The 12,600-nt window shown below is 73.3% G+C and carries 8 protein-coding genes and 1 pseudogene; 5 read left to right on the top strand and 4 right to left on the bottom strand.

From position 1 onward, the window contains the following. Window position 1: 1 nt before the first annotated feature. From ACI2L3_RS25340 to gabT, 3 genes and pseudogenes are all read right to left on the bottom strand, one after another. Window positions 2-646 carry a phosphatase PAP2 family protein gene (locus ACI2L3_RS25340; protein WP_404754892.1) on the bottom strand — a complete coding sequence of 215 codons (645 nt, stop codon included), beginning with the start codon at window positions 644-646 and terminating at the stop codon, window positions 2-4. Window positions 647-811: 165 nt separating this feature from the next. After that, a pseudogene (locus tag ACI2L3_RS25335) lies at window positions 812-1,004 on the bottom strand (phosphoesterase); the annotation flags it as partial. A gap of 127 nt (window positions 1,005-1,131) precedes the next feature. Continuing rightward, window positions 1,132-2,466, bottom strand: coding sequence for a 4-aminobutyrate--2-oxoglutarate transaminase (gabT, locus tag ACI2L3_RS25330; RefSeq protein ID WP_404754692.1), 1,335 nt, complete (start codon window positions 2,464-2,466; stop codon window positions 1,132-1,134). Window positions 2,467-2,775: 309 nt separating this feature from the next. Between gabT and ACI2L3_RS25325 the strand changes: the two genes are divergently transcribed. The 5 genes from ACI2L3_RS25325 to ACI2L3_RS25305 all read left to right on the top strand — a co-directional run bounded on the left by ACI2L3_RS25325 (window position 2,776) and on the right by ACI2L3_RS25305 (window position 11,509). Next, the gene (locus ACI2L3_RS25325; protein WP_404754691.1) at window positions 2,776-5,229 is read left to right on the top strand and encodes an ATP/GTP-binding protein; all 2,454 of its coding nucleotides are present in this window, start codon (window positions 2,776-2,778) and stop codon (window positions 5,227-5,229) included. A 212-nt stretch (window positions 5,230-5,441) separates the two neighbouring features. Beyond that, complete coding sequence (locus ACI2L3_RS25320) at window positions 5,442-7,142, top strand: PucR family transcriptional regulator (RefSeq protein ID WP_404754690.1); 1,701 nt, start codon at window positions 5,442-5,444, stop codon at window positions 7,140-7,142. 312 nt (window positions 7,143-7,454) lie between these two features. Then, complete coding sequence (locus ACI2L3_RS25315) at window positions 7,455-8,900, top strand: aldehyde dehydrogenase family protein (protein ID WP_404754689.1); 1,446 nt, start codon at window positions 7,455-7,457, stop codon at window positions 8,898-8,900. A 131-nt stretch (window positions 8,901-9,031) separates the two neighbouring features. After that, window positions 9,032-9,367 carry a hypothetical protein gene (locus tag ACI2L3_RS25310; RefSeq protein WP_404754688.1) on the top strand — a complete coding sequence of 112 codons (336 nt, stop codon included), beginning with the start codon at window positions 9,032-9,034 and terminating at the stop codon, window positions 9,365-9,367. 198 nt (window positions 9,368-9,565) lie between these two features. Continuing rightward, window positions 9,566-11,509 (top strand): acyl-CoA dehydrogenase family protein, encoded by a 1,944-nt coding sequence (locus ACI2L3_RS25305; protein WP_404754687.1) that lies wholly within the window; start codon window positions 9,566-9,568, stop codon window positions 11,507-11,509. Between the two features lie 38 nt (window positions 11,510-11,547). Here the strand turns inward: ACI2L3_RS25305 and ACI2L3_RS25300 are convergent, their stop codons facing one another. Next, the gene (locus ACI2L3_RS25300) at window positions 11,548-12,444 is read right to left on the bottom strand and encodes an alpha/beta hydrolase (protein WP_404754686.1); all 897 of its coding nucleotides are present in this window, start codon (window positions 12,442-12,444) and stop codon (window positions 11,548-11,550) included. Window positions 12,445-12,600: the final 156 nt, after the last annotated feature.

The following is a 12,600-nucleotide window of genomic DNA, read 5'->3' as shown; positions in this document are numbered from 1 at the left end:
CCTACCGGCGCTGTCTCCGGCCCGTCACGCTGATCACCAGCACCATCACCTGCAACAGCAGCGCGGACAGACACCAGCTCGCGACCACGTCCAGCGGCCAGTGGTAGCCCCGCCGCACCAGCCCGAACCCGACGCCGACGTTCAACAGCACGCATCCGACGACCAGTGCGCGCCGGCCGTACGCGCCGCGCAGCAGGGGCAGCAGAAGCAGGACCGCCGCTCCATAGGCGACCGCGGCCGTCGCCGTGTGCCCCGAGGGGTAGTAGCTGCCGTGGCCGGCCGTGCCGGGCGGGCCCGGGCGGTCGATCAGCGCCTTGAGCGGGGCGACGAGGGCGGGCACCGCGGCCATGGTGACGGCGGCCGCGGCGGGCAGCCACCAGCGGAACGTACCGGCACGGCGGGCGCGCCAGGCGGTGTACGCGAGGACGGCCACGAGGACCGGGACCGCGACCGTGACGTTGCCCAGGTCGGCCAGGAACTCGGCCGCGCGGTCGGGGAAGGGGCTGTCGGCCAGCGCGCCCGCCGCGCGTTCGTCGGCCCGGCGCAGCGGCCCGCCGGCGGCCACGGGCCAGGTGAGGAGCGCGAGGAGCAGGGCGCACAGGGCGAGCGACAGGGCCGGGCGCCGGGGGACGGGTGGTGCGGACATGGGCCACAGCCTGGCAGGGATGATCGCCCGTGCGTACGCGAGGGTGCGGTGCGGCGTGCGGACATGCCGAAGGGCCGGCACAAGGGGGGGAGTGTGCCAGCCCTTCGGTCGGCCGGCCGGCCCGGACTGTCCGAGGGGGCCTGCTCGCGCGGGCCCGTCGGGGGGAGTCTCCGAGGCGGCCTACCGGATCGGTGGTCCGCGCGCCCCGGGGGGTGTGGGGCGAGCGGCCGTCCGATCGGTGAGGAGTTCCGGAGCCAGTGGCTCCGGGTGTGTGCGCGAAGGCACTACCAGGACGGGGCTGGGGAGGCTCCGCCGTGGTGTCGCCCACAGTCCCCTGTGGGCGGGGTGTTTCTCTCAACTGCAGAAACCGTACGGCAGCCGGTTGCGGCCCGACAGGTGGATCCGCAACCCGACATGGGGCCCGCACACCTTCTTCACACGCCCCGACGGTCCCCGCCCTGACGGTTCCCGCCCGGCGCGGACGCTCAGACGCGGGCGAATGCGCCCTCGATGATGTCCAGGCCCTCGTTCAGCAGGTCGTCGCCGATGACCAGCGGCGGCAGGAAGCGCAGCACGTTGCCGTACGTGCCGCAGGTCAGCACGAGCAGGCCCTCCGCGTGGCAGGCCTTGGCCAGGGCGGCGGTGGCCTCCGGGTGGGGCTCCTTGGTCGTGCGGTCCTTGACCAGCTCGATGGCGATCATGGCGCCGCGGCCACGGATGTCGCCGATGATGTCGAACTTCTCGGCCATGGCGGAGAGCCGGGCCTTCATGGTGGCCTCGATGTTCTTCGCCTTGGCGTTGAGGTCGAGCTCCTTCATCGTCTCGATGGCGCCGAGCGCACCGGCGCAGGCCACCGGGTTGCCGCCGTAGGTGCCACCGAGGCCGCCCGAGTGCGGGGCGTCCATGATCTCGGCGCGGCCCGTGACGGCGGCGAGCGGCAGACCGCCCGCGATGCCCTTGGCGGTGGTGATCAGGTCGGGGACGATGCCCTCGTCCTCGCAGGCGAACCACTGGCCGGTGCGGCAGAAGCCGGACTGGATCTCGTCCGCGACGAAGACGATGCCGTTGTCGTTGGCGAACTTCACGATCTCCGGCAGGAAGCCCTTCGAGGGCTCGATGAAGCCGCCCTCGCCGAGCACCGGCTCGATGATGATCGCGGCGACGTTCTCGGCGCCGACCTGCTTGTTGATCATGTCGATGGCCTGCTTGGCGGCCTCGGGTCCGGCGTTCTCGGCGCCGGTCGGCCAGCGGTAGCCGTAGGCGACAGGGACGCGGTAGACCTCGGGCGCGAACGGACCGAAGCCGTGCTTGTACGGCATGTTCTTGGCGGTCAGCGCCATCGTGAGGTTGGTGCGGCCGTGGTAGCCGTGGTCGAAGACGACGACGGCCTGGCGCTTGGTGTAGGCGCGGGCGATCTTGACGGCGTTCTCGACGGCCTCGGCGCCGGAGTTGAACAGCGCCGACTTCTTCTCGTGGTCACCCGGCGTGAGCTCCGCAAGCGCCTCGGCGACGGCGACGTAGCCCTCGTACGGCGTGACCATGAAACAGGTATGGGTGAAGTCCTGGAGCTGGGCGGAGGCCCGGCGCACGACGGCCTCGGCGGAGGCGCCGACGGACGTCACGGCGATGCCGGAGCCGAAGTCGATCAGACGGTTGCCGTCGACGTCCTCGATGATGCCGCCGCCCGCGCGGGCGGTGAAGACGGGCAGCACGGAGCCCACGCCACCGGCGACCACGGCGGTACGGCGTGCCTGCAGCTCCTGCGACTTCGGACCGGGGATGGCGGTGACGACGCGGCGCTCCTGCGGAAGGGCAGTCATGAGGGGCTCCTGTTGCTGACGGGGGTGGGGCGACGTTACGGACGCTCTACTGCTTTCTTCGCAGGTTAGGGGTGGCGCCAGGGGGTGGGCATGCTCCACACGGGAGTCGTTGGGCGCGGCCGTTGTCCGTGATGGACATAGGCGGCCGCGGGCGGTGGACATAGCGGAGGTGCCGCCCCGGGCCGCCCGCGGCCCGCCCCGAGCTGCCGCGTTCCCGCGGGTCCCGGGCGCGTACCCGATGAACTCCCCTTGTGGGGACAGTAGATTGGCCCGCGAACCAGGAGAGCGGCAGGCCAGGGGGCAAGAATCATGGATTCCGACGGCACGCAGGACGCGCGGGGCACGCACGCCACCCCTGTGCCGCGCCCGGCGGAGAGCTCGCCGCGCCTGCCCGCGGGCCCGCCGGCCACGCCGCCCACCCTGCCGCCCGCCCCCGCCCGGCCGCCCGCCGCCCAGCCGCCGGTGCCGCGCCGCCCGCCCTCGCACCTCTCGGACACCGCCGACTGGCTGAGCGCGCCGCGCCCGAAGGCCGACCTCGGCATCTGGCGGTTCCGCCACGTCCCGCCGCCGCCGGACGGCCAGGACGGCCGGCGGATGGACCGGGCCCTGGTGGCCGGTCTGCTCATCTCGCTGCTCCTCGGCCTGTTCATCTGGTCCGTGTGGCGGCGTGGAGCCCTGCCCTATCAGACGACGCTCATCAAGCTGTTCATCCCGGAGGAGTGGTTCTATGCGGGGACGCTGCGCCCGAAGGAGCAGCACTGGGAGGGCGCCGAGTACCTGACGGTCGTCGACGGGGCCTTCTTCGGCCTCGTGGTGTACGGCGTCGGCCGCCTCGGCAACTGGACCGAGGCGTTCAGGCATCTCGTCGCCCGTAGGGAACAGCCCGTCCGGGTGATCCGCTCGGTGCTCGGCGCGCTGATCGTCCTGATGTTCGTCTGGCCGGAAGCCTTTCCCGGGGTGTCCTGGGACGCGCTGCCCGTCGCCACCCCCGTGATGTCCCTGACCGCGCTCTTCACCGGCGGATACGAGGTCTTCGAGGCGCAGACCGTCACCTACGGGCTGTACGCGGTGATCACCGCGGCGGTCCTCTGGCCCTTCGCGCGGCTCGGCGACTGGTGGGGAGTCGTGCGCGGCTGGTCCGCCAGGACCGGGCGGGACCCGCGGCTGCCGCCGCGCCCGGCGGGGCCCGCCCCGGTGGCGCCCCGCTCCCAGTGGCCGGAGCTGCGGGGAGCCGGCCAGAACCAGGCGGCCGACGCGCTCTCCGCCGAGGTCCTCGCCGGGCGGATGAACGACGTCGACTGCGTGCGGGTGCGCCGGGCCTGGCGGAAGGCGCAGCGCGATCCCGCCCTGCTCGCCTCGTTCACCGAGACCGTGCTGCGCCGGGGCGCGGCCGCCTGGACGCACCCGTCCGGCGCCCGGGACCTGCCCTCCCGCACCGCACCCCACGACCTGCTCGTCGGGCAGGTGCGCATCGGCCGGTGCGTGCCCGAGGCCCGCAACCCCCAGGCCGCCCGCGGCGCCGGCATCGCCCTGGAGACCGCGGTGCTCGGCACCTCCCTCCTGGCGGTCGGCCCGTCCGGCGCCGGCAAGACCGAACGGCTGATCAGGCCCGTCGTGGAGTCCCTGGCCCTCCAGGCCCTCACCGGCCGCTGCGCCGTCGTCGTGGTGGGCCCCGCGGGCGCGCCGCTCGGCGACGACGACGGCTACGACGTCGTCGTCAAGCTCGGCGACCCCGCCTCCACCCACGACTTCGACCTCTACGCGGGCGCCACGGACCCCGACGAGGCCGCGTCCTTCCTGGCCGAAGGGCTCGTCGGCGACCTCGAAACGGTGGACAGCCGCCGCGCCGCCACGACGCTGGCCCAGCTCCTCGGCCCCTACTGGACCGCGTACGGCCGCTTCCCCTCCGTGTCCGACCTGCGCGAGCTGCTGGAAGGCGTGCCCTCGGCCGTCTCACAACTGCGCACCGCCCTCGCCGCCGAGGAGCACGCCGTGATGCGCCGCGAACTCGACGCGCGCGTGCGCCAGCAGGGCAGCCCCGCCGACCCGGGCCCCGCCCTCGCCGACCGGCTCGCCCTCCTCGACCGGCCCGCGTTCGCCGGGTTCTTCGGCGCGGGCACCGACAGCCCCTTCTCCCTGCGCGCCGTCACGCACCACCCCATGCGGGTCCGCGTCGACCTGCCCGAACGCGGCCACGCGGAAGCGTCCCGGTTGATCGCCCGCCTCCTCCTCGCCCAGTTCAACGCCGTGGCGCACACCCGCGACGACCGCGACCACTTCATCTGCCTGGTCCTCGACGACGCCACCCGCACCGTGACCAACGAGACGATCCGCGGCATCCAGCGCCTGCGCTCGGCGAACGCCGGGGTGGTGCTCGCGCTGCGCACCGTGAGTGACGTACCGGAAGCGCTGCAAGGACCGCTGTACGCGACCGTCGGCTGCCGTATGGCGTTCTCGGGCGTCTCGACCTGGGACGGTAGACGCTTTGCGGAGGCCTGGGGCAAGCAGTGGGTCGAGACCCGCGAGGTCGCCGAGCACGCGGTCTTCGCAGACCAGCCGATGACCCGCGCGCTGCACGCCCTGCGCAAGCTCGTGACCGGCAAGGCGGTGACGAGGGACGCTGTCACCGTCCGTCAGGTCGAACGCGAGCGCTGGTCGGCGTCCGAGCTGGCACACGGGGTGCCACCGGGACACGCGGTGCTCTCACTGACCGACGTACGCGGTGAGTACGCGCCCCCGCTGCTCGTGGACCTGCGGTCCTGAGGCGGGCAGGAAACGGGCCACGAGCGGTGCGGAGCGGGCCTGAAGCGGCCCGCAGGGGGCACCCGGAGAGTCCGGCACGCACCGGCGACCCGCGGATGACGCGTACGAAGTGTTCGGTCCCGACCGCACCGTACAGTGAGGCAGAATCGGCACAGGTCGTTCATACGGACCGGCCAAAAGATCCACATCCCTGCCGCAGACCTGAAGGTCCCATGCCGCCCACGCTCGCCTCGCTCGTCCACCACTCCGCGCTGAAGCTGACGGTGCGCGCGGGCGAGGACCACCTGGACGCCCCCGTGCGCTGGGCGCACGCCAGCGAACTCGCCGACCCCGTGCCCTACATGGAGGGCGGCGAACTCCTCCTGATCACCGCGCTGAAGCTGGACGCGGAGGATCCCGAGGCCATGCGGCGCTACGTGAAGCGGCTCGCCGGCGCCGGGGTCGTCGGGCTCGGCTTCGCCGTCGGCGTGCACTACCCCGACATCCCCAAGGCCCTCCTCGACGCCGCGACCGACGCGGGGCTGCCGCTCATCGAGGTGCCGCGGCGCACCCCCTTCCTCGCCATCAGCAAGGCCGTCTCCGCGGCCATCGCCGCCGAGCAGTACCAGGCCGTGACGGCCGGCTTCGCCGCCCAGCGCGAACTGACCAGGCAGGCCCTGAGCGACGGCCCCGAAGGGCTGCTCCTCTCGCTCGCCGGGCAGGTCGACGGATGGGCCGCGCTGTACGACGCGTCCGGCGCCGTCGTCGCTGCCGCACCCGAGTGGGCCGCGCGCCGCGCCGCCCGGCTCACCGCCGACGTCGAGCGCCTCCGGGAGCGCCCGGCGCCCGCCAGCTCCGTCGTCGCGGGCGCCGAGGACCGGGTGGAACTGCACTCGCTCGGCACGGGACGCAGGCCGCGCGCCGCGCTCGCCGTCGGCACGGCGTCGACCCTCGGCACCGCCGAGCGGTACGCGCTGCACTCCGCCATCGCGCTGCTCACCCTCACCACCGAACGGTCCCGCTCGCTGCACGCCGCCGAGCAGCGGATCGGCGCGGCCGTGCTGCGGATGCTGCTCGCGGGGGAGCCCGACCACGCGCGGACCGTCGCGGGCGACCTGTACGGCTCCCTCCTGGACGCGCCGTTCCGCCTCGTCGTCGCCGAGGTGGCGTCGGCGTCGGCGGCCCGGGTGCGGGCGGGCGCCGCGGACACCGGAGACGGCGCGGACGCCGCTCCCGGCACCGCCTCCGCCGCCGTCCTCGCCGCGGTGGCCGACGCCTCGGGCGGCGGCGACCCGCTCGCCGGCCTCGTCGACGTCGTCGAAGCGGCGGCCGCGCGCTCCGGCGAGGCGTTGCTCGTCGTCCCGTACGGGGAGCGGCTCGTACTGCTCGTCGTGGACGGCGGCGCGGGCGTGCGGGCCTGCGCGGAGTACGCGGCGGCGCTGGAGGCGGGCCGGGGCACCGCGGGGCGCGAGGCCACGGCTTCCGGCACTTCCGGCGAGGAGGCCGAACTCGTGATGGGCCTCTCCGCACCGGCAGGCCCGATCGCCGCGGCCACCGCCTACAAGCAGTCCGAGCAGGCACTCTCCGTCGCGCGCCGACGCGGCCGCACCCTCGTCGAGCACGAGGAACTGGCCGCCGGATCGGTCCTCCCCCTCCTCGCGGACGACGCGGTGCGGGCCTTCGCGGACGGCCTGCTGCGGGCCCTCCACGAACACGACGCAACCGGCCGCGGCGACCTCGTCGCCTCCCTCCGGGCATGGCTCTCCCGCCACGGCCAGTGGGACGCGGCCGCCGCCGACCTCGGCGTCCACCGCCACACCCTCCGCTACCGCATGCGCAGAGTCGAAGAAATCCTCGGCCGCTCCCTGGACGACCCGGACGTCCGCATGGAGCTGTGGCTCTCACTGAAGGCAACATCGATGGGCTCGGACTGAGCCCGAGCCCCGTCAGGGGCGCGGGGAACTGCGCGACCAGCCACGACGCACCCGCACGGGCCGAGCGGCGAAGCACGCGGCAGGGCGGTGCGTCGGCCGTTCACCGGAGGCTCCCCAGGGGCGCGGGGAACTGCGCGACCAGCCACAACGCACCCGCACGGGGAAACGCACGGCCAAAGACCCCGCCCCATACAAACCGGTGCAGGCCCCCCGGCCAGTACTCCGCGCCGGACAAACGTCAGCCCGCCCCCCTGCCCCTACGGTGAGGGACGTACCCCCAGACACACCACCGCGGAAGGGCCGGGAATCGACATGACTTCCATCCACGCCTTCTGGCTCGCCGGTCGCCAGACCACCGGCGAGACCACCCTCGACGTCACCTCGCCCTGGGACGGACGGCTCGTCGGCAAGGCCGCCGTCCCGACGGACGCCCAGGTCGAGGAGGCCGTCGCCGCCGCGTACGCCGTGCGCGACGAGTTCGCCGCGACCCCGGCCCACGTCCGCGCCGCCGCCCTCGACCACGTGAGCCGCAGGCTCGTCGAGCGCACCGAGGAGATCGCCCAGCTGATCTCCGCCGAGAACGGCAAGCCGATCAAGTGGGCCCGCGGCGAGGTCGGCCGCGCGGTCTCCGTCTTCCGGTTCGCCGCCGAGGAGGCCCGCCGCTTCAACGGCGGCGAGGCCCAGCGCCTGGACACCGACGCCGGCGGCCAGGGCCGCCTCGCGCTGACCCGCCGCTTCCCCAAGGGCGTCGTCCTCGGCATCGCGCCGTTCAACTTCCCGCTGAACCTCTGCGCGCACAAGATCGCCCCGGCCATCGCCGTCGGCGCGCCGATCATCCTCAAGCCGGCCCCGGCCACCCCGCTCTCCGGCCTGATCCTCGGCGAGCTGCTCGCCGAGACCGAGCTGCCCGCGGGCTCCTGGTCCGTGCTGCCGGTCGCCAACGACAAGATGCCCGCCCTCGTCCAGGACGAGCGGATGCCGGTGATCTCCTTCACCGGTTCCGACAAGGTCGGCTACGCGATCATGGACTCGGTGCCGCGCAAGCACTGCACCCTGGAGCTCGGCGGCAACGGCGCGGCCGTCGTCCTCGCCGACTACGCCTCCGACGAGGACCTCGACTGGGCCGCCTCGCGCATCGCGACGTTCTCCAACTATCAGGGCGGCCAGTCCTGCATTTCCGTGCAGCGGGTCATCGCGGACGCGTCCGTGTACGACCGCCTGGTGCCGCGCGTGGTCAAGGCCGTCGAGGCCCAGGTCACCGGCGACCCGTCCGACCCGGCCACCGAGGTCGGCCCGCTCGTCAACGAGGACGCCGCCAAGCGCGTGGAGTCCTGGGTCGACGAGGCGGCGAAGGCGGGCGCCAAGGTGCTCACCGGCGGCAAGCGCGACGGCGCCACGTACGCGCCCACCGTGCTCGCCGACGTGCCGGCCGACGTCACGATCGCCTGCGAGGAGGTCTTCGGCCCGGTCCTCACGCTCCGCAAGGTGAACGGCGAGGAGGAGGCGTTCGCCGCCGTCAACGACTCCAAGTACGGCCTCCAGGCGGGCGTCTTCACGCACGACCTGCAGACCGCCTTCCGCGCCCACCGCGCCCTGGAGGTCGGCGGCGTCGTCATCGGCGACGCCCCGTCCTACCGCGCCGACCAGATGCCGTACGGCGGCGTCAAGCAGTCCGGCGTGGGCCGCGAGGGCGTCCGCTTCGCGATGGACGACTACACGTACGAGCGCGTCATGGTCCTGACGGGCCTCGCCCTGTAGGACCACGTCCCCGGAGGACAACGGCCGGAGCCCACTGTGCGGGGGCTCCGGCCGTTCCCGTACACCCGGTCAAACTCACCGGTACGGGCGTATGTTGCCGATATGAGCCCTTTGTTCTTAGGAGGCTCGTCATGGCGCACCAAGGCGCGTACCCCCACTGGTCCAAGCCGGTCCCGCCCCCGCCGGGCCACCCGCCCGGCGCGCCCCGCGGCCGGCGCCCGCACTGGCGCCCCCTGACCTGGGTCATCCTGGCGTTCAACCTCCTGATGCTCCTGTGGCTCGTCGCCGGCGTCAACGCCGCGAGCAGTGAAGGCGAGAAGTGCGTTGGCAAGGCGTGCGAAGCGGGCAACGACATCGGCACGCTGATCGGCACCGGCGTGATCCTCTTCTTCTGGATGGCCGGAGCCGTGATCCTCGCTGTTATCTGGCTGGTGACGAATGCGAACTTCCGGCGCGACCGGCGGTGAGGGGTTCGCTCGGGGCGGCCCCCGCGGGCGAGGGCCCCTCGGCACCGTAGGGGAGCGTCTGCGCCGAACGCTGCGCGAGGACTGGTGAGGTCGGGGTGAATCGGGTACCAACGATCCAGTAGCACCAGTCAGTAACCGACCGGGCAGGACCGGGCCCCACGGTCCGGCGGCCCCGCTTCGCGGCGAGGTGAGCTCCTCATGTCCGCACCAACCCCTAAACCGTCAGTGAGTGAACGCGAGGCCCGGCAGGTCGCCGAGGCCGCCCGTGAGCAGGACTGGCGCAAGCCCAGTTTCGCCAAGGAACTCTTCCTCGGCCGCTTCCGGCTCGATCTGATCCACCCGCACCCCATGCCGCCCGACGAGGACGCGCAGCGCGGCGAGGAGTTTCTGGCCAAGCTCCGCGACTTCTGCGAGACGAAGATCGACTCGGCCCGCATCGAGCGCGAGGCGAAGATCCCCGACGAGGTGATCAAGGGCCTCAAGGAGCTCGGCGCGCTCGGCATGAAGATCGACACGAAGTACGGCGGGCTCGGCCTCACCCAGGTCTACTACAACAAGGCGCTCGCCCTGGCCGGCTCCGCGAACCCCGCGATCGGCGCGCTGCTCTCCGCGCACCAGTCGATCGGCGTGCCGCAGCCCCTGAAGATCTTCGGCACGCAGGAGCAGAAGGACGCCTTCCTGCCGCGGTGCGCCCGCACCGACATCACCGCGTTCCTGCTGACCGAGCCGGACGTCGGCTCCGACCCGGCGCGCATGGCGATGGCGGCCGTCCCGGACGGTGAGGACTACGTCCTGGACGGCGTGAAGCTGTGGACGACCAATGGCGTCGTCGCCGACCTGCTCGTCGTCATGGCACGGGTGCCGAAGTCCGAGGGCCACAAGGGCGGCATCACGGCGTTCGTCGTCGAGGCCGCCTCCGAGGGCATCACGGTCGAGAACCGCAACGCGTTCATGGGCCTGCGCGGCCTGGAGAACGGCGTGACCCGCTTCCACCGGGTACGGGTTCCCGCAGCCAACCGCATCGGGCCGGAGGGCGCGGGGCTGAAGATCGCCCTCACCACGCTCAATACAGGACGGCTCTCGCTGCCCGCGATGTGCGTCGGCGCCGGCAAGTGGTGCCTGAAGATCGCCCGCGAGTGGTCGGCCGCGCGGGAGCAGTGGGGCAAGCCCGTCGCGTTCCACGAGGCGGTCGGCTCGAAGATCTCCTTCATCGCCGCGACGACCTTCGCCCTGGAAGCCGTCCTCGACCTCTCCTCGCAGATGGCCGACGAGGACCGCAACGACATCCGCATCGAGGCCGCCCTCGCCAAGCTGTACGGCTCCGAGATGGCCTGGCTGATGGCCGACGAGCTCGTCCAGATCCGCGGCGGCCGCGGCTTCGAGACCGCCGAGTCCCTCGCGGCCCGCGGCGAACGCGCCGTCCCCGCCGAACAGGTCCTGCGCGACCTGCGCATCAACCGCATCTTCGAGGGCTCCACCGAGATCATGCACCTGCTGATCGCCCGCGAGGCCGTCGACGCCCACCTGAAGGTCGCGGGCGACCTCATCGACCCCGACAAGACGCTGTCGGACAAGGCGAGGGCGGGCGCGCGGGCGGGCGGCTTCTACGCCCGCTGGCTGCCGAAGCTGGTCGCGGGCCCCGGCCAACTCCCGCGCTCGTACGCCGAGTTCCACCCGACGGGCCACGCCGACCTCTCCGGACACCTGCGCTACGTGGAGCGCTCCGCCCGCAAGCTGGCCCGCTCCACCTTCTACGCCATGTCCCGCTGGCAGGGGAAGATGGAGACCAAGCAGGGCTTCCTCGGCCGCGTCGTCGACATCGGGGCCGAGCTCTTCGCGATGAGCGCGGCCTGCGTACGCGCCGAACTCCTGCGCACCACCGAGGACCACGGCCGCGAGGCGTACCAACTGGCCGACGTCTTCTGCCGCCAGGCCCGCATCCGGGCCGACGAGCTCTTCGACCGGCTCTGGACCAACACCGACGACCTGGACCGCAAGGTGGTCAAGGGCGTCCTGTCCGGGACGTACACCTGGCTCGAGTCCGGAGTGGTCGACCCGTCCGGCGACGGGCCGTGGATCGCGGACACGAAGCTCCCCGAGACGCCGCGCCCGGACGTACGGCGGGTGATCAAGGAGGGGTGATCGAGGAGGGGTGAGCCGGCCGGCCCGGCCCCGGCGGGTCAGCCGGCCAGGGCGCGGCGCAGGACCGCGCCCAGTTCGGCGACCTGCCGCTGCGACACGTCGGCGGAGAGGATCGCCTGCGAGCCGTGGAAGGTGCCGGGCCACTGGTGCAGCTCGACGGAGACGCCCGCCTGGAGCAGGCGCTGCGCGTAGGCGATGTCCTCGTCGCGGTTCGGGTCGAACTCGGCGGTGGCGATGTGGGCGGGCGGCAGGCCGGACAGGTCGGTGGCCCGCGCCGGGGCGGCGTACGGCGTGGCGGGCCGGTCGCCCAGGTAGTGGCGCCACGACGTGCTGAGCTTGTCGCGGTCCATCCACGGCGTGTCGGTGAAGGTCCGCGCCGACCACGTCTCCTGCCGGTCGTCGAGCCCGGCCTGGTTGAGCAGTTGGAAGCGGATCTGCGGGCCCTGCTCGTCGCGGGCCCGCAGGGCCACGGCCGCCGCGAGGTTGCCGCCGGCGCTGTGCCCGCCGACCGCGATCCGCGCCGGGTCGACGCCGAGCTCCGCCGCGTGCCCGGCCGTCCACTCCAGCACGGCGTACGCGTCGTCGAGGGCGGCCGGGAACCGGTGCTCGGGGGAGAGCCGGTAACCCACGGAGATCACCACCGCCCCCGAACCGGCGGCGAGCAGACCGGCCATCATGTGCTCGCTGTCGAGGCCGCCGAGGACGAATCCGCCGCCGTGCATCCAGACGACGGCCCCCTGGGCCCGCTCCGGCCGGTATATCCGTACCGGCACATCCGGTTCCGAGGGCACCGCGCGGTCCTCGACCGCCACGCCCGGGGTGTCCGGCACGGGTCTCGCGGCGGCGTACTTGGCAATGCTCTCCCGGGCGGCGACCGGGTCCTTCAGGTCGGTGTCGGGCAGCAGCGGCAGGAATGCTTCGAGTTCGGGATCCATGGCGGCCATCCTCACCGGCGCCGGGCGCCGGGTCATCCGCCATCCGTCGCGCATCCCGCCCCGGACACGCGCCGACCGGCGGGAACCACCCCGTCCGCCGTACGAAACCGGGGGGTCGCCGCACGCCACGCCCGCGCCGACCGGCCCGCACTGTCG

The organism is Streptomyces sp. NPDC029674 (assembly GCF_044903205.1).
GTDB lineage: Bacteria > Actinomycetota > Actinomycetes > Streptomycetales > Streptomycetaceae > Streptomyces.
The sequence above is the reverse complement of the archived record's forward strand: the minus strand, read 5'-3'. Positions and strand labels throughout refer to the sequence as shown.

Bases quoted from the DNA above. Each gene is read 5' to 3' on its own strand.
- ACI2L3_RS25325 (WP_404754691.1), top strand. From the start codon at position 2,776: ATGGATTCCGACGGCACGCAGGACGCGCGGGGCACGCACGCCACCCCT.
- ACI2L3_RS25340 (WP_404754892.1), bottom strand. From the start codon at position 646: ATGTCCGCACCACCCGTCCCCCGGCGCCCGGCCCTGTCGCTCGCCCTG.
- gabT (WP_404754692.1), bottom strand. From the start codon at position 2,466: ATGACTGCCCTTCCGCAGGAGCGCCGCGTCGTCACCGCCATCCCCGGT.
- ACI2L3_RS25305 (WP_404754687.1), top strand. From the start codon at position 9,566: ATGTCCGCACCAACCCCTAAACCGTCAGTGAGTGAACGCGAGGCCCGG.
- ACI2L3_RS25310 (WP_404754688.1), top strand. From the start codon at position 9,032: ATGGCGCACCAAGGCGCGTACCCCCACTGGTCCAAGCCGGTCCCGCCC.
- ACI2L3_RS25315 (WP_404754689.1), top strand. From the start codon at position 7,455: ATGACTTCCATCCACGCCTTCTGGCTCGCCGGTCGCCAGACCACCGGC.
- ACI2L3_RS25320 (WP_404754690.1), top strand. From the start codon at position 5,442: ATGCCGCCCACGCTCGCCTCGCTCGTCCACCACTCCGCGCTGAAGCTG.
- ACI2L3_RS25300 (WP_404754686.1), bottom strand. From the start codon at position 12,444: ATGGATCCCGAACTCGAAGCATTCCTGCCGCTGCTGCCCGACACCGAC.